21 protein-coding genes are annotated in these 21,332 nt (G+C 37.9%); 11 read left to right on the top strand and 10 right to left on the bottom strand.

Going from position 1 to position 21,332, the window contains the following annotated elements; translation table 11 throughout:
* Nucleotides 1-172: 172 nt before the first annotated feature.
* The 4 genes from BN6559_RS05290 to alsE are packed head-to-tail and all read left to right on the top strand — an operon-like array spanning nucleotide 173 to nucleotide 2,886.
* Nucleotides 173-637 carry a PTS sugar transporter subunit IIA gene (locus BN6559_RS05290; protein WP_110953769.1) on the top strand — a complete coding sequence of 155 codons (465 nt, stop codon included), beginning with the start codon at nucleotides 173-175 and terminating at the stop codon, nucleotides 635-637.
* Between the two features lie 33 nt (nucleotides 638-670).
* The gene (locus BN6559_RS05285) at nucleotides 671-982 is read left to right on the top strand and encodes a PTS fructose transporter subunit IIB (protein WP_110953768.1); all 312 of its coding nucleotides are present in this window, start codon (nucleotides 671-673) and stop codon (nucleotides 980-982) included.
* Nucleotides 983-1,035: 53 nt separating this feature from the next.
* Nucleotides 1,036-2,145 carry a PTS fructose transporter subunit IIC gene (locus BN6559_RS05280; RefSeq protein WP_110953767.1) on the top strand — a complete coding sequence of 370 codons (1,110 nt, stop codon included), beginning with the start codon at nucleotides 1,036-1,038 and terminating at the stop codon, nucleotides 2,143-2,145.
* A gap of 48 nt (nucleotides 2,146-2,193) precedes the next feature.
* On the top strand, nucleotides 2,194-2,886 hold the full coding sequence (gene alsE, locus BN6559_RS05275; protein WP_110953766.1) for a D-allulose 6-phosphate 3-epimerase: 693 nt from the start codon (nucleotides 2,194-2,196) through the stop codon (nucleotides 2,884-2,886).
* 219 nt (nucleotides 2,887-3,105) lie between these two features.
* Here alsE and BN6559_RS05270 read toward each other — a convergent pair whose 3' ends face one another.
* From BN6559_RS05270 to dcuC, 4 genes are all read right to left on the bottom strand, one after another.
* Nucleotides 3,106-3,546 (bottom strand): PTS sugar transporter subunit IIA, encoded by a 441-nt coding sequence (locus BN6559_RS05270; protein ID WP_110953765.1) that lies wholly within the window; start codon nucleotides 3,544-3,546, stop codon nucleotides 3,106-3,108.
* A complete protein-coding gene (locus tag BN6559_RS05265) occupies nucleotides 3,543-5,021 on the bottom strand; it encodes a BglG family transcription antiterminator (protein WP_110953764.1) in 1,479 nt (492 codons plus the stop codon). Before BN6559_RS05265 ends, BN6559_RS05270 begins: the two co-directional genes overlap by 4 nt.
* A gap of 475 nt (nucleotides 5,022-5,496) precedes the next feature.
* Complete coding sequence (locus tag BN6559_RS05260) at nucleotides 5,497-6,909, bottom strand: amidohydrolase family protein (RefSeq protein ID WP_110953763.1); 1,413 nt, start codon at nucleotides 6,907-6,909, stop codon at nucleotides 5,497-5,499.
* Nucleotides 6,910-6,943: 34 nt separating this feature from the next.
* Nucleotides 6,944-8,197, bottom strand: a complete 1,254-nt coding sequence (gene dcuC, locus BN6559_RS05255) for a C4-dicarboxylate transporter DcuC (protein WP_110953762.1) — start codon at nucleotides 8,195-8,197, stop codon at nucleotides 6,944-6,946.
* Between the two features lie 252 nt (nucleotides 8,198-8,449).
* Here dcuC and BN6559_RS05250 point away from each other — a divergent pair, with 252 nt between their 5' ends.
* From BN6559_RS05250 to BN6559_RS05240, 3 genes are all read left to right on the top strand, one after another.
* Nucleotides 8,450-9,367 carry a LysR family transcriptional regulator gene (locus BN6559_RS05250; protein WP_199883759.1) on the top strand — a complete coding sequence of 306 codons (918 nt, stop codon included), beginning with the start codon at nucleotides 8,450-8,452 and terminating at the stop codon, nucleotides 9,365-9,367.
* A 160-nt stretch (nucleotides 9,368-9,527) separates the two neighbouring features.
* Nucleotides 9,528-11,252: an SWIM zinc finger family protein gene (locus tag BN6559_RS05245; RefSeq protein WP_199883758.1), complete on the top strand. Its 1,725-nt coding sequence runs from the start codon at nucleotides 9,528-9,530 to the stop codon at nucleotides 11,250-11,252.
* Nucleotides 11,253-11,802: 550 nt separating this feature from the next.
* Nucleotides 11,803-12,942 (top strand): 5-methyltetrahydropteroyltriglutamate--homocysteine S-methyltransferase, encoded by a 1,140-nt coding sequence (locus BN6559_RS05240; RefSeq protein WP_110953760.1) that lies wholly within the window; start codon nucleotides 11,803-11,805, stop codon nucleotides 12,940-12,942.
* Between the two features lie 179 nt (nucleotides 12,943-13,121).
* On the opposite strand, the gene BN6559_RS05235 is transcribed toward BN6559_RS05240, so the two are convergent.
* Complete coding sequence (locus BN6559_RS05235) at nucleotides 13,122-13,463, bottom strand: winged helix-turn-helix transcriptional regulator (protein ID WP_110953759.1); 342 nt, start codon at nucleotides 13,461-13,463, stop codon at nucleotides 13,122-13,124.
* A 105-nt stretch (nucleotides 13,464-13,568) separates the two neighbouring features.
* On the opposite strand from BN6559_RS05235, the gene BN6559_RS05230 reads away from it, so the two are divergent.
* Nucleotides 13,569-13,952: a RidA family protein gene (locus tag BN6559_RS05230; protein ID WP_110953758.1), complete on the top strand. Its 384-nt coding sequence runs from the start codon at nucleotides 13,569-13,571 to the stop codon at nucleotides 13,950-13,952.
* Between the two features lie 71 nt (nucleotides 13,953-14,023).
* Here the strand turns inward: BN6559_RS05230 and BN6559_RS05225 are convergent, their stop codons facing one another.
* Nucleotides 14,024-14,491, bottom strand: a complete 468-nt coding sequence (locus BN6559_RS05225; RefSeq protein WP_110953757.1) for a hypothetical protein — start codon at nucleotides 14,489-14,491, stop codon at nucleotides 14,024-14,026.
* Between the two features lie 744 nt (nucleotides 14,492-15,235).
* On the opposite strand from BN6559_RS05225, the gene BN6559_RS05220 reads away from it, so the two are divergent.
* Together BN6559_RS05220 and ppnP are read left to right on the top strand one after the other, a co-directional pair.
* Nucleotides 15,236-15,649 (top strand): DUF6508 domain-containing protein, encoded by a 414-nt coding sequence (locus tag BN6559_RS05220; protein ID WP_110953756.1) that lies wholly within the window; start codon nucleotides 15,236-15,238, stop codon nucleotides 15,647-15,649.
* Between the two features lie 76 nt (nucleotides 15,650-15,725).
* Nucleotides 15,726-16,043: a pyrimidine/purine nucleoside phosphorylase gene (gene ppnP, locus BN6559_RS05215; protein WP_110953755.1), complete on the top strand. Its 318-nt coding sequence runs from the start codon at nucleotides 15,726-15,728 to the stop codon at nucleotides 16,041-16,043.
* Nucleotides 16,044-16,588: 545 nt separating this feature from the next.
* Here ppnP and BN6559_RS05210 read toward each other — a convergent pair.
* Nucleotides 16,589-17,224: a Vat family streptogramin A O-acetyltransferase gene (locus BN6559_RS05210; protein ID WP_110953754.1), complete on the bottom strand. Its 636-nt coding sequence runs from the start codon at nucleotides 17,222-17,224 to the stop codon at nucleotides 16,589-16,591.
* A gap of 593 nt (nucleotides 17,225-17,817) precedes the next feature.
* Here BN6559_RS05210 and BN6559_RS05205 point away from each other — a divergent pair.
* Nucleotides 17,818-18,789, top strand: coding sequence for an SMI1/KNR4 family protein (locus BN6559_RS05205; protein ID WP_110953753.1), 972 nt, complete (start codon nucleotides 17,818-17,820; stop codon nucleotides 18,787-18,789).
* 169 nt (nucleotides 18,790-18,958) lie between these two features.
* On the opposite strand, the gene BN6559_RS05200 is transcribed toward BN6559_RS05205, so the two are convergent.
* The 3 genes from BN6559_RS05200 to BN6559_RS05190 form a co-directional block, all read right to left on the bottom strand.
* Nucleotides 18,959-19,489 carry a nitroreductase family protein gene (locus BN6559_RS05200; protein WP_110953752.1) on the bottom strand — a complete coding sequence of 177 codons (531 nt, stop codon included), beginning with the start codon at nucleotides 19,487-19,489 and terminating at the stop codon, nucleotides 18,959-18,961.
* Nucleotides 19,490-19,544: 55 nt separating this feature from the next.
* Nucleotides 19,545-19,838, bottom strand: a complete 294-nt coding sequence (locus tag BN6559_RS05195; protein WP_110953751.1) for a YciI family protein — start codon at nucleotides 19,836-19,838, stop codon at nucleotides 19,545-19,547.
* Nucleotides 19,839-20,142: 304 nt separating this feature from the next.
* Nucleotides 20,143-21,269, bottom strand: a protein-coding gene (locus BN6559_RS05190) for an IS3 family transposase (RefSeq protein WP_110952830.1) whose coding sequence is annotated in 2 segments (ribosomal slippage) — nucleotides 20,143-21,014 and nucleotides 21,014-21,269 — 1,128 coding nt in all. Because the reading frame shifts where the segments join, the coding sequence is not laid out codon by codon here.
* Between the last annotated feature and the right edge of the window lie 63 nt (nucleotides 21,270-21,332).

Genomic DNA, 21,332 nt, shown 5'->3' with positions numbered 1-21,332 from the left:
AAAGAGGCCTTAGCAACGATATCATGTCCAAAGCAATAGACATGATAAAAAGACCATTGCTTTAGTCATATCTGAGGAAAATCGATAAAATCTTCATGCTATAATACGGGTATAGAAAATAAATTTGTAAATTTAAGACGAGTCAAAAAAGCATAAAAGAGGAATGGTTAGAATGGCAAATCAGGTTAGTGTTTTAGATGTAATTGATTTAAAAACAATTCATACGCATTTACAGGCAAAAAATAAAGAGGAAGCTTTGCAGCAAATGGCAGATGCTTTGATGGCTGAAGGGTATCTCAAAGATACGCAAGGATATTTGAAGGATGTGTACATCCGTGAGGCTGGCGGCTCGACTGGGATTGGTGGGTATATAGCGATTCCTCATGGCAAAAGCAAGGCTGTAAAAAAAATCGGTGTAGCGATTGGAATCTTGGATGAGGAAATTGCATGGGAGACCTTGGATGAGCATGGTGTTCGCGTCATTGTGCTCTTTGCAGTCGGTGTCGAAGAGGAGGCAGTTAAGGATCACCTTAAGCTCTTATCGTTATTTGCCCGTAAGCTTGGAAATGATACGGTTGTCGAAGCTTTACTTAAAGCAGATACGGCAGAAGATGTTCGGGACGCATTTGAAAATTGATTTTTAAGGCTCAAAATATAAGGAGGATTTTTTATGAATATTGTAGGGATTTCGGCTTGTACCGTAGGGATTGCACACACCTATATTGCGCAGGAAAAAATTGAGGCTGCAGCTAAGAAGGCTGGAGATACTGTTAAAATCGAGACACAGGGAACGATCGGAATTGAAAATCCATTAACCGAAGAGGATATTGCCAAGGCTGATATTGTCTTATTGGCTGTTGATGTTCAGGTTGCCGGAGAAGAGCGGTTTAGTGGTAAGAAAGTCGTAAAAGTGCCGACGCAGACGGCGATAAAATCTCCAAATAAGTTAATTGCTAAATTGCACGAATTAGTAGAAAAATAAGTCTTTTGTTTAAAAATCTCGTATTGTAAAAAGTAAAAATAGGAGGTATTTTTATGACGATAAAAGAAATTTGGAAAGCAGCAAATCCAAAAGGCCATTTACTGACGGCGATCTCCTTCTTGATTCCAATTGTCTGCGGTGCAGGATTCATTATTGCGATAGGTATGGCTCTTGGTGGGACGGCACAGGATGCACTCGTACCGGGAAAATTTGATTTTTGGCAGTCATTGGCAACGATGGGCGGAAAGGCACTAGGACTTTTACCAGTCGTAATTGCGTGTGGTATCGCTGGTTCGATTGCTGGTAAACCAGGGATTGCTCCCGGGTTTGTCGTAGGGCTTGCTGCAAATGCGATCAGTGCAGGTTTTATAGGTGGCATGATCGGGGGATATCTTTCTGGTTATATTGCATTAGGAATTATTAAAAATATTAAAGTGCCAAACTGGGCAAGAGGTTTGATGCCAACACTTATTGTTCCGCTTTTGGCATCGCTGAGCAGTGGTCTGATCATGATTTATATTATTGGTACACCAATCGGTGCGTTTACCGACGCCTTGACATCTTTCCTCAGAAGCATGAGTACTTCTTCTAATTTGATTGTCGGTGCACTTATCGGTGGTCTGTGTATTCTTGATTTTGGGGGACCTATTAACAAGACTTGCTTTGCTTTTGTCTTGACCTTGCAGGCACAAGGGGTTAATGAACCAGTTACGGCACTACAACTGGTCAATACTGCAACACCTATTGGCTTTGGCTTTGCGTATTTTGTGGCAAAACTTTTCCGAAAAAACATCTATAACAATGAAGAAATTGAAACTTTGAAGTCAGCTGTCCCAATGGGTGTTGTAAATATCGTAGAGGGCTCGATTCCGATTGTCATGAATGATATTGTTCGCGGGATTATAGCTGCTGTAATTGGTGGTGCTTGCGGTGGTGCAGTGACGATGGTATACGGCGCAGATGCAACGGTTCCATTTGGTGGATTTTTGATGCTGCCGACGATGTCACATCCACTGTATGGTCTGATGGCACTTTTAGTAAATATCTTTGTAACCGGTGTTGTGTATGCCATTATTAAAAAGGATGTACCGCGTGAAGTAATCAAGGAAACAGATGAAGATGATGAAGAGGATATCAGCTTAGATAATATCAAAATCCAGTAAGCCTTTTAAAAACAGGTCATATATATGAAGAAAGGAACATATGAATAGATGAATGAACGTATTAATATTTCTCCGTCGCTGATGACGATGGATCTGGACCAGTTTAAAGAACAAATTACTTTTTTGAATGACCACGTAGATTCTTTCCATATTGATATCATGGATGGACACTTCGTACCAAACCTTAGCTTGTCGCCATGGTTTGTTGAACAGACGCGTAAATTGACAAATAAAGAGATGTCAGCACATTTGATGGTGACAGATCCTACGTTCTGGGTCCAACAGCTTATCGATGTAAAATGTGAGGTCATCTGTATACCAGCTGAAAATATCAATGGGATAGCATTTCGTCTGATCGATCAAATTCAAGCAGCAGGGCTCAAGGCAGGCGTGGTACTCAATCCAGAGACACCTGTAAGCCAAATTATTCCGTATCTCGATCTTTTAGATAAAGTAACGATTATGACGGTCGATCCGGGATTTGCTGGACAGAGATTTTTAGTGAGTATGCTTGATAAAATCACAGAACTGCGCAAGCTGCGTGAGGATAAAGGTTATCACTATGTCATCGAGATGGATGGATCTACGAATAAGGCGCATTGGAAAGTCATCCATGACGCAAATCCGGATATCTATATCATTGGTCGCAGCGGTCTTTTTGGACTGGCAGATACGATTGAAGATTCATGGAAAAAAATGGTTGATGAGTTCGAAGAAGCTACTGGAAAAAAATTTGTTTGATACAAACCTAATAGAAAAATCCTGTGCCATTTGCTGAAAAAGCTGGTACAGGATTTTTTTATTTGGGCAGGAGCTGTCGCATAAAAAAATTTTTGATATATATCATGGAAACCTGGCAAATGAATCACAGCATATAGTGGTGATTTCGCTTGGTGCGACAGTTCCATGAATATCGTTTGTATAGAAAACCGGTTGCCTTGGCTATAAGCAACCGGTTTTTTATAAGGATAGGATAGCTTTGATTTGAGCGGCTTTGCCTATGTTTGTCAGTTGACTTAATATCTCATCATCTGCTAAAGCATGCATGAGGGAATGGATGGACAGAGAAATTGTTTTGTCCGTAGTGGGAGGAATCAGCATGAGCAGAACGATTTTTACCGGAGGTTCATCAGTATTCCAAATAAAGGGAGTGTGCAAATACGCTGCACCTAGAAAAAAGCTTTGACAGGCAGCAGTTTTTGCATGAGATAGTATGACTCCATGGGCAATGCAGGTGTCCCCAAGTGATTCTCTTTCCATAAGTGCAGTTAGGATTTCTGGAAGGTTTTGCGCAATGCTGTCTATTTTTATTGCTTGCAGGATACGTTTTAGAATATCTTCTTTGGCACTGACTTCATGCAGGATATCTAAGGAGATAAATGAAGTATTTGTTTTTTTCATGACTGTGTAAGCTCCTTAAGGATATGGCGTACCTTTTCTTTGTCTTTTTCAATGAACAGGGTATTTACCAATACGACGGGGACTGACCAGCCATCCTCTATTTTTATAGTGGTCAGAACAAGGTCGATTTTCTGCTCCTCCAAATATGCTTTTGTTACGGTTTTAGCCGATAAGGTCGCAATGACATCGATTTCAGGAAAGAAGCGTTGGATTTTAACCTTCAGAAGTTCGGAGGTCCCCATGCCTGTAGTACAAACAATAAATACGCGTACCTGACGAGGATGCAGTTCCATATAGCGGGCAAAATAAAGTGTAATAAATCCGGCTTCATCGTCATCTATTTTCGGTAAAGAAAATTTAACGGGTACGGCATCTGATACTTGACGCACAATCGTAAAAAGATGGTTGTATTCCTGTCGGATGTTATCGAGTAACCCATTTTTGACAATTAAGCCGGATTTTAAACGATTCAGCATGGGTTTGATATGGCTGGCCAGCTCATTGTGGATGATACCAGCTTGCATGGGGGTTTTTGCTAAACGAGAAAATTCTTGAATATAAAAATTGGTAACCTGTTGCACTTCTGACGTGATGTGAGGTGAAGCGGCTGGTATTTGAGGTTCCATGCGAGCTCCAGATAAATAGCAATAGATGTTAGCGGTTTCTGATGTGGGTAATTTCTTACATAGATAGCCTTCGATGCTTTCTTTGATTTGTTGAGCGATCGGATAGTAGGCATCCTGCGTATTATCATTTGGCATATCAGTTTGTTCACAGTAATCGAAACTTCCTTTTCGTATACGATAGATCAAGATATAAAGATGTGTCAACAAATTGATGTTGTATGGAGCTGGTATGATACTGCCAATGCGCTCCTCTATAAATTCGAGCTGTCTTATAACAAAACGGAGATCATTCTTGTTGAAGTCAACAGCAATGCTTTGCAAATCGTCAAAATTCAAGATATCTAGTTTCATCAAAAGCTTGATCAAAGCACGACGAACCAGATTTTCTGAGCCGATGACAGATAGACGATTATCTTTCTTTTCCAGTTTTAACCCCAGTTGCTGGAGCTGTTGCTGAAGGATGTCTTCATCGGTATAGATGGCAGAAGGACTTAAATAATAGCGGTCAAAAAGTTCGGACTCTCGGATAGATGCAGGCGAGTGAAATAATAATTCTTTTAATATGTGCATATGACGTTCAATCGGAGAATAATTATAACGTGTTTTTTCTGTGGAATCTTTGCGATTAAAACGACTTTCTAAATAAGCATCATAATTGAGACGAATGCCTTTGCCTTTTTCTGTTTGAATTAATTTTCCATTTAGGTGACAGTCATTTAATTTTTTTATCATGCGATACACTGTTTTTGGGGATATTTCCATTTGTTCTGTCAGGCTCGCAACCGTAACGAATGAAGACTGCTTCAAAAGATATTGAATCAGAAATTCTTCGCGATGCGTTGTTTTCATATACTAACCTCTTCTTGAAAATATTTATAAGCAATTCTTATTATAGCATGCATTTTTACTGAGAATTATTGTGAAATGTCCATTGCAATAGACATCTACTGCAGATATAGACCCTTCGGTAGTGCAATGTGTGCTTGCTTTCAAGATAACATTTTGTGAGGAATAAAAATGTATGACAAAGGTATTATGACAAAGGGACGTCAGACTGTGTGAAAAGTCGTATAAATAAACACATATGAAAAAAGGGACGGTGGTAATGTCTTTTAAATATAAATAAGACAGTTCCACCGTCCCCTTGTATTCCCCTTGTATTGCAGATTCCACCTCACGATGGACACCCTTGCTGTTCAGCTAATGGTTTCCACTATCATGCTCATAGCGGACTTTCACCGCCAAGTTACTGCGCATACCGGGCAAACTATAAAAAGAGGATGTGACAAAATGATTTCTCATTTTGTCACATCCCCTTCTTTTTTTATTCTGTTCGCGACTGATAGAGATCGCTGGATGCGATATCGACAACGGTGGCAGGAAGACCAAATTGTTCAACATAATGTTTACCCTGCTCTGTGGTGATGATGTTTGTGCCGCGGCCGCAGACGTAACCTTTATACATGATCACGGCTCCGTTTACAATTGTTATTTCAGCGGCTTGCTGGTCGTAATCAAAAACGGTGATGTCTGCGTCTGCACCAGGCGATAAATGCCCTTTGTTCTTTAAACCAAGAATTTTTGCTGGTGCATAGCTGCTTTTTAAAACAAATTCTTTTAAGGTAAGGGCATGCAATTTAACCAGTGAAAGGCCATGCTCTAAAATTACATTTCTAGGAATTCCTCCGCCGTCTGTGCCAATTGCATCAATGACAAAGCCACCTGATGGACGTTTTGCTGTAGCAAAGCGGATTCTGCTGTCAGAAGGGTTTACCGAGAAACTTACCGTTGTATTCGTTTCATGATTGCGCCAATAACTTACGGCATCAGATCCATCAATCAGGGAAATATATCCACCGTTTTCCTGATTGATTTTTGCCCAACCGTTTAATATCGCCTGTTCCAGTCCTGCTTCTGTAGCTGCAAAACCGCCTTTTTGCAGCGCTTTGCGGGTTACAATACTTTCCGGCTCGCCTTTAGCGCATTTTGCGCTGGTTCCATTAAATGGTGACAAATAAGATTCCATACGAATTTGCGGATTTTTAAGCAGGCTTTGAATGACAGTATCAATTTCCTGATTGCATTCTTTTATTTCACCACGGCAATAACTATTGGCATGAGCAAAATGAAATGGGTGCTTGTTTGAAAGTTCAACTATTTCCAGAAAACCTTCCAGATTTGAACCAGCGTTTAAGGTTCCTGCATGAATTGCAAGATAAGCTTTATTCTCGCAGGCTATTTCAATTGCAAGTGCGGTAGCCTCTGAGGTCAGCGGATAATGACCTCCTAAGATTTTTAATCCTAAGGAGCCTTTGTGCATAGCACTTTCTAAAAGTGCTTGAATTTCATTGCGTCCGGGATTATGATCTTTTACTGTGTGCTGTGGTCTGATATATTCTATGGATGCCATATTCAGGCCAGCGCCATAATTTTTAGAGAAATCAAGGACAGAATCTATCGGGCCGGACATATCTAGGGCGGTGGTCACGCCTTTAGATGCCATCATACGATGGGAGTATTTACCTCCCAACCAACTGGAGGCGTGTACATGCATATCCACGATACCTGGCATAGCTATTTTCCCCGTTATATCTATAACTTCCTGGCTTTTCGCCGGATCAATATCCGGCGCTTTTTCCACGATAATGCCGTCTTTTATTGCGAGATCACATGTTTCTTCCGTATCATTTACATAGTCGACTAAAGTACCGTTTTTTAAGAGAAGATCATATAGCAAAGTAAATACTTCCTTTCTTTCTGCAGGTTTGGGCTTACATTAATGTGAACATAACGATGAGTGTTGCTACGATGGTTGGAATCATATTCCTTTTGGCAATTTCAATTGGATTGATACCAGCCATTTTTGCCAGAATAATGGCTGAAGGTGCTACCGGCGACATTGTGCGTCCAAGTCCTGCACCGATTTGAACCATGGAGCCCATTTCGATAATGCCATAGCCAAAATCTGCTGCATGCGGTGTAACTGCACCGTTAAAAGCAAGTGCGGCAGCGTTACCGGTGCCGGAAATTGCACCGATAATAAATGGGCCAAAGGCCGACGAGAATTTAGCAATTTGCTGTGAGTTCTTCATCACATCGAGAAGTGCGCCCGTCAGACCAATGATTTGCATTCCCTGAATAAACATTGCAGCAGCAGCGATAATACCGACAACATCGCAGAATCCATCGCCCGTCCCCCGAAAAAATTTTTTTATTGTTTCATTAAAATTCTTGCGGGTAACAATCATACCAAGGGCTGTTCCCAGGATCATTGCTTGTGGGACTGTAAATTCAGGAATAAGCTGCAGCTGCTTGCTTCCCAGCACTAAAATGATAATTGGTATTGTAGGCATCAGCGCATAGAGATAATTGACTTTGATTGCTTGTGTATCCGTAGCTGCATTTTTTAATAGCTGGCTGCCTACACCTTCTTTATTTTTATAGGAAATCAGCATCAGAATGAGTGCTGCAATGAAGGCGGCGAAAAGTACTTGTTTGGAAAAAGCTGAAATTACAGTCATCACATCTACACCCGCCATTGCAGCGACTTGCGGATTGAACATGAGGCCAGGACTCATAACACTTCCCCAGGTACCAAGAAAAACTGCACTTGCTGCCATAGCAGGGTGAACGCCCATGGATAAAAGTGTAGGAATCAGAAGCGTACCGACTGCAGCGGCCACACCTGCTGCACTTGGCAGGGCAATATTGAGAAAAAAGGTAACGAGAACTGTACCAGGAATGATAATCAGCGGGGTTTTTCTGAGTAAATTGGTCATAAAGGTGACCAAATGTTTGCTGCAGCCGGTGTGATCCATCACGTAGCTGAACCCCATAACGATACAAATGGTAGGAACCAATCCTGCATTTGTGAATTCTTTGATAAAAGCGTTAATCGGGCTGACGATATCTCCGCCGATCAATGCCATGAGCGCGCCGGAAATAAATAGGACCAATCTTGTTTCATAGTTTTTGATGATAAAATAAAAGGTAATGACAACAATCGCAATACCAAGCCATATCATAGAAAATTCCTCCAATATTGTTTTGTCATAAAACACATGAATTATTTTAAAATTTAGAATAATTAAAATAAATGGTTCAGTGTTTTTTTTTACAAAAACATAGTACGCGCGCTTGTTTAAGCTGTATGATAAACCACACCAGGTGTATAATTTCATTATATAGAGATGCTTCTAATAGTTAAAATACTTTTAAAGATATCAATAAATAGGATGAAAACTATATATAACATAGATCAGAGAGGAAAAATGAAGATGGGATCGAAGGAATTAGAGTATATTACAGCGATATTGACAGAAGGGAGTTTTGTCAATGCAGCACAGAAGCTGTACATTGCACAGCCGTCACTGAGCCAGTATATTAAACGCATTGAAGAGAAATATGGAATTGAAATTTTTGATCGTTCAACGAAACCATTAGAATTGACGCATGAGGGAAAAGTATATCTGGAGACAGAAAGACAGATTGCACAGTTAAAAAAAGAGCGGCGTCAATATTTTGATGATCTTTCCAATATGACAAAAGGACATTTGCGTATCGGCAGTTCTCAATATCGTAGTTATTTTTTATTAACAAAAATTCTCCCTGTATTTAAGGCAAGGTATCCTCGTATATCGATTACTCTGGAAGAAGGGACAACTGCGCAATTGGAAGAATTCGCACTTAAGGGGGTTACAGACTTTTCGCTGATTATCAATCCGGCCACTTTTCCGGAAATGGAATGCAGGGAAATTTTTAAGGAAGAGGTACTTTTAGGCGTACCGAGAAACCATCCATTGAGTGTGCGAACATGTGTAAAACGAGGCGAAGATCCTTATCCGAGGATCGATTTAGCGTTGTTTAAAGATGATCCGTTTATTGTGATGAAGACAGGACAGGTTTTTCGCAGATATTTTTTTAAGCTTTGCGAATTGGCGAATTTCAAGCCGGATATTTTATTGGAAACACATAGCATCATTACAGCGCATGCGTTGGTAGGGGCTGAGGTCGCACTTGCACTTATTCCGGACACGCTGGCCAAATATCACATTTTACAGCAAAAGCCTTGTTATTTTTTGCTGAATACACAATTGCCATCCAATAAAGTGGTTGTCGCCTATAATAAAAATCGCTATTTGTCAAAAGCGGCACAAGCTTTTATTGCAATTATGCAGGAGCAGTTAATGGGCTGAGTAGTAGACAAAGTGACAATTCTTTTTATCTTGTGTAGCTTTGAATGCAGCTGATGGTGTAAACAACAAGCGGTTTTTTTTTCGCAAAAATATTTAATTCTAAAAACCTTATCGCAGAGCAAAGATCTGTTATAGAATGCCAAATGGAGGAGGAGTTTTGATGAATCTTGACAATTTTGAATACTATATCGACGCTAAAATCATTACAAGAGGATCGGATTATTTTGAAAATCACTGCGTCAATACAATCAAAGAAACAAAGAAAAATCTTTATGAAATGGAAGTGGAAGGCACAGAGCTTTACTTCGTTGAGGTTGAACTTGATGACGAAAAAAATATCATCAGTACCCAATGCGATTGTCCTTATGACATGGGAGCGTATTGCAAGTATCAGGTCGCAGCATTTTTTGCATTAAGGGAAATGAAAACAATGGATGATCATAAACAAACCGATGTTTTAAAAACTACGCGTAATTCGGAAGTGGAAGACAAAGCTTCTGGTTCCGCCAAAAAGAAAAATCATGGGATTGAACATATTCTTTTCAGAAGAACCAAGGAAGAATTGATTGCATTTTTACTAGATGCGGCAGGCGAAAACATGGAGATAAAACAACGGATTGAATGGGAACTTGATACTACAAATGATGATGATGAAATCAAAAAATCACTTGAATTGATTCGTACTTTTATCGATAAGTACGCTGACTGGGATGGTTTCATTTCTTATAGGGATACGTATGAAGCCATACAAGGTGCCGATATGGTACTAAAGAAGGCGCAAACTGCTGTCCAACAAAAGAAATTCCTGCATGCTTTAGATCTTAACTTATGTGTAGTTCATGAACTGATGGATCAGTTGGACTATTGTGATGATTCTGATGGCATTGTAGGGACGACAATTATGGAAAGTCTTACGCTTATAAAAGAAATGGTTGATGAGGAAAATTTCAGCCCGGACATAAAAGAAAAATTTTTTGAAAAAATTTTGCATGAAGCAGCCAATAAACGATATGATGGTTGGGATGATTGGAGATTTGAATTATTAGAAACTTGCTCGGCACTGGCGAATAGTTCTTCTTTACAAAATAAATTGGAAGCTTGCCTGCAATCAATGCTGAACGATGTAAAAGGTGATTCCTGGAGCACCAAATATTTTTATGAGAAAATATTTCAAATTAGATATAATCTGATATTACAGAATGAAGGAGAGAAACAGGCACTCAATTTCGTGGAACAAAACCTTCATTTTGCCAGCTTTAGAAAAATGGCTATAGAACGAACCATGCAGAAAAAGAATTATGATAAGGTAATCAAACTTGCCCTTGACGGAGAAGAATTGGACAAGGGATTATCGGGACTTGTGAATGATTGGAGAAAATATCGATACACAGCCTATAAACGCTCGGGAAAAATGGATGAACAACGTGCTTTGGCAATAGGTTTTATTTTAGATGGTAATTTTGAATATTACAGAGACTTGAAAAAAACTTACAATAGTCAAGAATGGGTCGATATATATCCTAAACTAATCACCAAAATGGAAGAACAAAAGAAAACCCATAGCACCGTCTATACTCAAATCCTCATTGTAGAAGGTGAAAAGAACAAACTACTTGTGTATGTTCAAAAAAATCCTTCAGTTGTCGAACGGTATTATAAATATCTTCTGCCTGAATTTAAAAAGGAAGTCTGTTCCATATTTTTGATCTATATTGAACAAATGGCTGCCAGAGCGCGCAATAGAAGGGATTATCAAGGCGTATGTAGCATTATACAAAATCTCAAAAAAGCAGGTGGAAAAGAAGAAACGTCGAAAATCAAACAGATGCTTCGTTTAAAATATGCAAATAGACCTGCATTTAAGGATGAGTTGACAAACGTATAAGAAGACAAACTGCTAATTTATAGAAATATTAAAAACAAAAAAACAACGAGATGGACGCATTGTATTTTGCATCATGGATCATTGTCTCAAAAAAAATTAGCCGTCAACTTGTGTTTGACGGCTAGCGAATATGAAAGCTATAATAATAAAAGCAAGCACGGCTGACACCGTGCTTGCAAACTGAATACAGGAGGTGATATCCTTGAAGCTCCGCATAGAACTCTTACTAAGTGACGCGGTACTTATCAAGGTAGTGGCACTGACAGCTTTTATCTTGAAAGTGCTGTTCACCTGATCCTGATTCACCGAAACGTCCTGTTAGCGCAGGGCGTTTTTGGTTTATTTAGTATATGCTTATTATAACGGATTCAATCATGTTTGTAAAATAATTTTGCAGTTCGCTTAACTACACATGTTGAAGAAAACCGCCATCCTATCTTTTTCGATATATAAATAAACTATATCTAAGTATAAAATTTATGTGTTACGCTATAACTTTTTTTCATGCTATACTAATATCAAATTCAAAACAGCAAGGAGAAGTTATAAAATGAGTCATAATTTTGTAAATACAGATAAAATAAATGAAGCGCCTTTTCGTTATGATGTTGTTGGAAGTTTTTTGCGTCCGCAAGGTCTTAAAGAAGCAAGAGAAAAGTTTTTAAAAGGGGAAGTTACAGAAGCTGAGCTTATAAAAGTGGAAGATGAGCAGATAAAAAAGCTGGTTGAAAAACAAAAAGAGGTCGGATTAAAAGCCGTTACAGACGGAGAATTTCGTCGCAGATATTGGCATCTTGATTTTTTAGCTAGTTTAGAAGGTGTAGAAGAAATCAAAGCCGATCATTGGTCCGTGGATTTTAAAGGCCATCAGCCTAAGGCCGCAACCTTAAAGATCGTGGATAAGATAGATTTTACGACGCATCCTTTTATTGAACACTTTAAGTTTTTAAAGGAGATTGCTGGGGAGCATGTAGCCAAGATGACAATTCCATCGCCATCTATGCTGCATTTGATTGCTTGCGTTAGGGCGGAACAATATACACCAATTAAGCGTTATGAGAATAATGATGCGCTGTATTTTGATATTGCAGCAGCGTATCAAAAGATCATTCAAGCTTTTTATGATGCAGGGTGCCGTTATCTGCAGTTAGATGATACCTCGTGGGGAGAATTCTGCGATATGGAAAAAAGATCGGCATATGCTGAAAAAGGTATTGATTTAGATGGGATTGCAGAGAAATATGTAGACATGATCAATCTAGCAGTACAGAAAAAACCAGCGGATATGACGATAACGATGCATGTTTGCCGTGGAAATTTCCGTTCTACCTGGTTTTCTTCAGGTGGATATAAAACAGTAGCGGAGCCATTATTCAGTAAATGCAATGTTGATGGTTTCTTCTTGGAATATGATACGGATCGTGCCGGTGATTTTACTCCGCTAAAAGCCGTTTCTAAGGGGAAAAAGGTGGTTCTTGGCTTGGTTTCTTCCAAAACAGGCGAAATTGAAAATAAGGAACAAATTATCGCTCGAATTCATGAAGCATCAGCGTATATTCCGTTGGAGTCCTTATGCTTAAGCCCTCAGTGCGGCTTTGCCTCTACTGAAGAAGGCAATATTCTGACTGAAGAGCAGCAATGGGGAAAAATTGCTTTTATTAAAGAAGTTGCGGAACAAATATGGGGATAGGCGCTCACGTCAAAAGGGCGGTGGAAGTGTGTTTCAAATAGAGAATTAAAAACAATATTCCTTTGTCTTAATTTCTAAAAAAAATGAATCGGCTGATAATCGCGAAACGAATCGTGATTATCAGCCGATTTTTGATTATAAGGCCAATGGCTTAAAATGGGACTATATGACAGGGCGGATTATTTATTTTGGTTCTTCGCTCCCCATTCGCATAATCCTTCCAAAACAGGCAAGAGTGTTTCTGCTTTGGCTGTCAAACGGTACTCAACTTTGGGCGGAATCTGAGGATACTCTTTTCGTTCTACCAAACCATCTGATTCTAGCTCTTTCAATTGTGAACTCAATATCTTAAAGGTAATCGAGCCGATTTGTCTTTTTAGTTCATTAAAGCGGACGGGCTGGTTTTCTGCCAAAAGGTAGATGATAACCATTTTCCATTTGCCACCAATCAATGACAAAGTGTATCCAAAAGGTGTATCTTGAATATTTTTTACTTGGCCCTTATATGCAGCCATTCCCATAATTGACACTATCCTTTCTAATAGCACCTATCATACAAGTGCGTACTGTTTTTTTATTTATTGTCTTGTTATACTAAATTTACCTTAAAGTGGAGGAGAGAGAAAATGGCTACTATTAAAACTTATAATCATAATCTTTGGGATCATGGTATTTCCCAAGCCTACAGCGTGAATGGCACGATTTATATTTCTGGACAATTTTCCCACGATTCAGAGGGCACATTTATTGGCGAAGGGGACATTGAAGCGCAAACTCGCCAAACACTTGAAAATCTTGACCATGTATTAGCGGAGTTTGGTGTCACGAGATCCAACCTCGCTAATGTAAAAATTTATCTGGCAGATGCTGGGGCGCATTCGGATTCTGTTATTAGACTGTTCAAGGAATACTTAGGAAAGCACCGTCCAGCAGGTACTCTTGTAGGTGTGTCGTATTTTGCTTTTCCGGCACAATTAATTGAAATAAGTGCTGTCGCATATATAGACTAATGTATAAAACAATCTCTATCTGGCTGCCAGGTAGGGATTGTTTTATATAGAAATATTGCAGAATTTCCTGGTTATCTGTTTCGTCTTCTAACCTTTGATTGAACCAGATCTTTGAGCCAAGCATCAAATTTATTATGATTTTCATATTCGCAAACATCATATTCTTCTGGATACATTTTTTGAAAAGCTGCTTTGAATTCATCCATATTAAAATCATCAATATTTATCTTTAAATGGCTTGCCACTTTAAAGATTTTTTTATTAATAAACTTGATTGAACTTACTTTAGGCTTTTTATCTAAATAAATCGGTTTGCCATTCTTTTCTACTCCAAAAGCTTGGGCGACTTCAAAAGCCCGTTCTTTTACTTTGAAAACTAAATCACTCGTGGCTAACTGTGTAATGATAGCAATGGATTCCTCACACTTCCACTTACTTAGTTCCTCTACTGCTGATAATCTATTAGGCCAATTTGTTTTATCACTTGCCTGCTTAACCAATTCGTCAATATTCGCAGGAGTTTCCAATGTGAAATCCATAGATGAATACCTCCATTTTATCGCTTTTAATCAATACTTGTTTCTATAATATGAACGAAATCCTTTTAAATTAAAACCGTTATCCTAACCGAGAGCGGCTTTTCGTATTCATTTCATCGTATTATTTTACCACATGGTAAGGGGACGGTGAAGCTATCTTTCGAATATAAAACACGACAAGGGCACGGTGATACTGCCTTTGAAATATAGAAAGTACCATCGTCCCCTTATCATGAACTTATCTTTTTAGATTTTTTGATTGGTACACGGACTAGTGTATTGCCCAGGAAAATAGCAATACACTTACAACTAAACCTATACTTGCTTTCTTTTTAGAATGTTGAAGTACGAGAGCGGATATTAGCCACAAAAAGCATATGACTATAGAAAATAATGATAATACGCCGATCAATGCCACCATAGAAATTGATGATACTGCCACTATAGAATCCATCCTTTTTATTTAAAAATTACTAATATTATAGCAGAATTTGTTAATAAAGAAAAGTACTTACATTTATAAGTCGCAACAAACGCAGGATAAGGGGACTTTGGAATATAAAATAGGAAGGCGGTATTGCTGTTTGTCTTTTTCAGGGATTAAATAATAGTTTCGTACCAGTCTTTATTGTCGAATTGGGTTATTGTTTTGTAAAAAATACAAAGAGTTGTAGCAGGATATGAAGATGTTGTGAGAGAATGTAGTGTTTAAGTTCCGATGATGAGATACTGAGGAGGACAAGGATGCGTAAATTTGATATTTTGACAAAATATATATCGTTAATCCAAGCAGATCACATTGGCGAATGGGTTGTTGATAAAGAAAACGATGGCACAGTGGATCATCCTATACAGATGCCTTTTGTGGGATATTCCGAAATGGTACATAACTTCATCAATGACGTTCATATCTTTGAAGAAAACAATAAAGATATGAATCTTACCCATTACAAAGATATTCTCAAAGATAACGGCCTTGAATGGGGTGTGGAATCTATGGAGAATACGGACGTTTCAAAATTAAATGAACAATGTGTACTTGCACTTATTATGGGGGCTGTTAGGGCCGAGCGCTTTTGCGATGGCGCGTTGTTAAGTTTCTTTAAGAGTGGTTGTATATTGAAATGGCTTGAAAGATTAAACGGTAGTAAAATTTAAATCGTCAGATGGAATATCTGGATAAGCGATCAACGTTAGTATTGAAAATTAAACAAAGTTATTGGAGGTAATAAAAATGGATAAAATGAAAAATGTAACGATTGTGAAGAAGGCCAATGTATATTTCGATGGGAAAGTGACAAGCCGTACTGTTTATTTTGAAGATGGCACAAGAAAAACACTGGGGATTATTTTACCTGGAGAATACGAATTTGGCACAGCGGACAAAGAACAGATGGAAGTGTTAGCAGGTAAGATCAATGTATTATTTCCTGACAGCGAAACATGGACATCCTTTGAAGCTGGACAAAGCTTTGAGATTCCTGCAAATTGTAAATTCAAAATGGCGGTTGATGAAGTCGCGGACTATTGTTGCTCTTATATAAAAGAATGAGTGATGACTATTTGTAATTACCAGTCGATTTTTATTTTACATTGTGTATAAAATCTAGTATAATAAGCATATAATTAAATAAACCAAAAACGCCCTGTGATCAGCAGGCCGTTTCGGTGAATGCATTAGGTGAAAAGCACTTTTAAGGTAAAAGCTATGAGTGCTACTACCTTGACAAGTACCGTTCCATCTAGTTCGAGGAAGAAACGAAACTTCAAGGAAATCACCTCCTGTATTCAGTTAACAGGCACGGTGCTCGCCGTGCCTGTTATTATTATAGCGTCGAGAATTGTCACCCGTCAAATAAACTTGACGGGTGTTTTTGGTTTGTCCGACGTACTTGGTGATGCATAGTAAGGGATGGTAAAACTTTATTGCAAAGATAAAGTAGAGTGACATAATAAAGTAATGAACAGCATTAAAGAGTGGGAATTCATACTTATAAAATTGATAAGTGGTGAATCAATAGAAAGTGTTGCATTAAAAACGATAGTTTTCCTAATAGCATCGAAGACGGAAAGATAGCGTCTGATTTGCAATAAAATTTACGTAATATTTTTAATAAGGCTTAAGTCTCCACTACAAAGAGCTTCAAGGTTTTGAAAAATTTTTTCTGGAGGCCAGTCCCACCATTTTATATTTAATAGATGTACGATAAGGTCATCATCAAATCTTTTTTTTATAACTTTACAAGGGTTTCCTCCGGCAATATGAAATGCAGGTATATCTTTGGCTACCACAGAATTTGCAGCAATTATAGAGCCATCGCCGATGTGTACGCCTGGCATAATGGTGACATTTTGTCCAATCCACACATCATTTCCGACTATCGTATCGCCTTTAAAAGGCAAGTCAGATAATGATGGTGTGGCTTTCTCCCAACCATTTCCCATGATATTGAATGGATATGTTGTAACACTGCACATTCTATGGTTTGCACCATTCATTACAAATTCAATCCCTTTGGCAATAGCACAGAACTTTCCTATAATTAGTCGATCCTGCAAAAATTCATAGTGATGTGTGACATGTTTTTCAAAATTTTCAGCACCATTCTCATCATCATAATAGGTATAGGATCCAACGAGAATGTTAGGGCGGGTAATTACATTTTTAATATAACAAATGCTTTTTATTTGCTCATTGGGGTAGATCGCATCAGGATTTGGTCCGAATATCATAAAATCGCTCACTTTCTTTCATCATAAAGTCAATGCTTGTTAGAGAAAACAAGCCGCCATAACAATAGTTTAACAAAGATTCCCCGTAATCCAAAGTTCATTTTTTATTTATCTTTTCCTTGAAAATAATAATAAATCACAGGGGGCGGAAAAAATTTTTTCGAATATAGATGAGTGTGAAAACACCGTTCTTTTGGTGTAATTTATTCAAAAATAGAATCGGCTGATAATCGCGAAAATTATCGTGTGTGTCAGCCGATTTTTCTTTTTAAATCTAGTAGTTTACGATAGGACTATATTTCTAATTTTGTCCAGAAGAGTTAAAAATAAAAGGGGAATTTTAATAAACTTAGAATGTTCTAAAATATGAAATTATACTTATTGTAGATGATGTCGATATGATTTTGGTAAAAACTCGTGATCGGATCGTTTTAGATTTTATAATGAAGATTTTTGCATCGTTTTATATTAAGAAAGGGAAAGTAGAATGTTAGCGGTAGCTTTTATTTTTTACATAAAGAGAATGGGCGTTTATTTTAAGACAAATAGCCCTACCTTTGTCTATGAATAAATTGATTTGAGGTGGATCGATAATGAAAAAGTATTTTGACAAGTTTGATTTCTCAAGTTTTTGGGATGATCGAGATTATGCGGTTAAAAATTATGTAAGTGAGAAACCGTCGGACGAACTCATAGAATCTATTGAAGCGGAGCTAGGATACAAATTGCCAGCTTCCTATATCGAAATGATGAAGATTCATAACGGAGGAATACCTTTAAACACTTGTTTTCCGACGACAGTGTCGACTTCATGGGCAGAAGATCATGTTGCGATTACAGGGATTATGGGGATTGGAAGAGAAAAGAGGTACTCTCTTTGTGGTGATTTTGGCAGTCCATTTATGATTGAGGAATGGGGGTATCCAGATTTTGGGGTCGTGATTTGTGATTGTCCATCTGCCGGACATGATGTGGTAATGCTGGATTATCGTAAGTGTGGTAAAAAAGGAGAGCCAGAGGTTGTTCATGTGGATCAGGAGTGTGATTACAAGGTTACCTTCCTAGCTGAAAATTTTGAAACTTTTATTCGCGGTCTGGTAAATGAGGAAGACTATGACGACTCTGAAGAGCGTAAACAGGTTGAACTTGAGAAAGTGAAATATAGTGCATTTTCGCCGTTGTTGACAAAACTTTGCGAAAATGTAGTAGAGGTTGAAAATATAGAAGAGAAAATTCGAATTGTATGCCGAAAAATGGTGGAGGAGAAGGGGTATTTTGCTCTACATGCAGATGAAATTTCTATGTTGATGTATGATTTGCAATTTTGGTTGTATACCAAATCAGAATCCAATACTTGTCGAGATCAGTACCTAAAAGATTATAAAATGATATTAGCCTTTAGTGGTGAATTTAGCACAGGAGGATATGCTCCTCAATTTATAACTGATTGGCTGGATGATCGTATAAATAAAGGTTGGATTTTTCAAACAAACCAAGGTATCCAGTTTACTAAAGAGGCAGAGGCTAAACTGTTGTCAGCTTTAGCTTTTCATGCGGAAGAGTGATTTAAGTAGTCTGTTTTATAATTTTATTAACAATAATATAGCGAACCCTGATTATCATGAAATATAAAAAATATGCTGCCGATAGACGGTCAGCCTTGAAATAATAAGCGAATAAGTAAAGGGCGCCAACTTCAAAATGAAGCGGCGCCCTTTAAAATTTATGTGTGTCTTATTTCTTATTGTCAAAAGATCCATAAAAAGTGGTCTGCGAAATGTCGAAACGTTGATGATGCAATTTGTTCGGAACGGCATCGTCAGCGGGATATCCCATTAACAGAATTGCAACCGGAATTATATTTTCCGGGATATCAAAAGTATTTTTAATTTTTTCCGGATCAAAATGACCAACCCATGTAGATCCAATGCCCGATTCAGAAGCTTGCAGCATCATGTGAGTTGCGACAATACTTGCATCAATCTCGCCCTCATCTTTCCCATCAAAGCTTCTTTTCCAGCTTATAGTTTTGTCATAGCAGACGATTAAAGCCAACTGTTGGTTAAACTTGTATGGTGTGCAAAGGCTGAGCTTCGATAAATCTTCATCGTTATCAAGAATAAGGATTCTTTGCGGTTGGTAGTTACAAGCAGTAGGGGCAATGCGTCCTGCTTCAAGGATTAAATTTAACGTATCCTTCTCTACTTTCTTATTGCTAAATTTTCGAACAGAAAAGCGCTTTTGTGCTAATTCTAAAAAACTCATTTTAAACCTCCTAGAATAATGTTGAATCAAAATTACTTGGGAATTTTAAATTTTATTATGATTTGCCGAGGGAACCGAACATTGGATCCCATTCATTCATATTGTAATTAGCTACTAAACCTTCATACCAAAATGGATCTTTTTGTATTAAATTTTGTAATTCATTAAGATCTTCAACATAGAAGATGAGCAATGCTTCTTTTTCTCCATTTTTACTGTCTTTGATGGGGCCGGATACGATAAGTTTTTTATGTTCGACGAGCTGCTCTAAATATTCTATATGGGCGTTTACATGCTTTTCCCACCCAATTAAATCTGTGTGTAAATATCTAACTAAGTAATACTTCATAATTTATTCCCTCCCATCTTTTCGATTATCTTTATTAAGTTATAAAAAAACACACTTGTAGTTTAAATCATAAAAATTGATAAGCTACGTTTTTACACCACGTGAAGCAGCCTCTTCTAATACTTTATTTTGAAGAATGGCTAAAATGCCTTCATTTTTCACCTCCTGTAAATATTTTAAAAATCTGTTTTATAAATTATACATTATTACAAAAGAATAAGTAAGTATGCACTTTTAAGATATATACTAACCAAAGAGTAAGTGTGACGAAGGGACGGTGGAACTGTGGACTGTCAACAGTTTTTTAGACAACTTTTTTAAGGGTATTTATTCTATACTTCACCGGTGTTAGATATCCTAGTGAAGAATGAATCCTATGATTGTTGAACCAATTTACATAATCAGCTAACTCAATCTGCAGATGGTTTAAGCTGTGAAAAGTCTGGTTCCTGATAAATTCTGTTTTGATTATTTTAAATGTTGCTTCTGCCACTGCATTATCATAAGGACACCCTTTATGACTGAGAGAACGCTGAATTTCAAATGCTTCCAAGATTTCTTCAATGGTCCGATTTTTAAATTCGTTGCCACGGTCCGTGTGAAATATCTGGATATCTTTCAGATTTCCCCTTACAGTCTGAAATGCCTGTTTTACAAGGTCTGCTGTTTTATTACGTCCGGCACTGTAACCAATTATTTCTCTATTAAAGAGGTCAATAAGCACACAAATGTAGTTCCAGCTCATGCCGACTCTGACATATGTTAAATCGCTTACAATAGCATTTCTATATGGTTGTTCACTGAACTGGCGGTCAACAACATTTTTGGTTTTTGATTCATTACAAGTATCCTTTTGAGGACGGAACTGGGCAGTCGTATAACTTGAAATCAGTCCTTCCTGCCTCATGATTCTGCCGATGCGGCGGCGTGAAGCAATGATATTTCTATCTTTTAAATCTGATTTTATTTTTCGGGTTCCATAATTATTTCGGCTTGCTTTAAATATATCAACAATATTTGCCACCAGCTTAGATTCATCTGGATTTGCTTTTGCCTCATAATAATAGGTGCTTCTTGGAATTTGTAGGACTTTACACATTGCTGATACAGAGTATTTGTGGATATTGGCTTTAATCACATTTACTTTCGTCCTAAGATCAGCGCTGCTTGCTTTAAAATATCATTCTCCATTTCAAGATATTTGTTCCGTTTGCGAAGCTCAATCAGTTCTATCTGTTCAGTTGTAAGATTATCTTTCTCCTTGAAAGAGCCACTATTGTTAGCTTGCTGAATCCATTTGTCAAGCAAGGACGATGCGATATCATATTCACGAATAATGTCACACTTACGTTTTCCGTTATTATATAATTGTACAACTTGTTTTTTGAATTCGTCCGTATAGCTACGACGAGGGCGTTTTTCAACAGTCATGGGCCTAGCTCCTTTTGTTTTATTATTTTATTTTACATGCCCTTATAATAACTGTCCAATTAA

It is taken from the genome of Massilibacillus massiliensis (genome assembly GCF_900086705.1).
Classification (GTDB): domain Bacteria; phylum Bacillota; class Negativicutes; order FLKF01; family FLKF01; genus Massilibacillus; species Massilibacillus massiliensis.
Note: the sequence above shows the minus strand (reverse complement) of the source record. Positions and strands in the feature narration are given on the sequence as shown.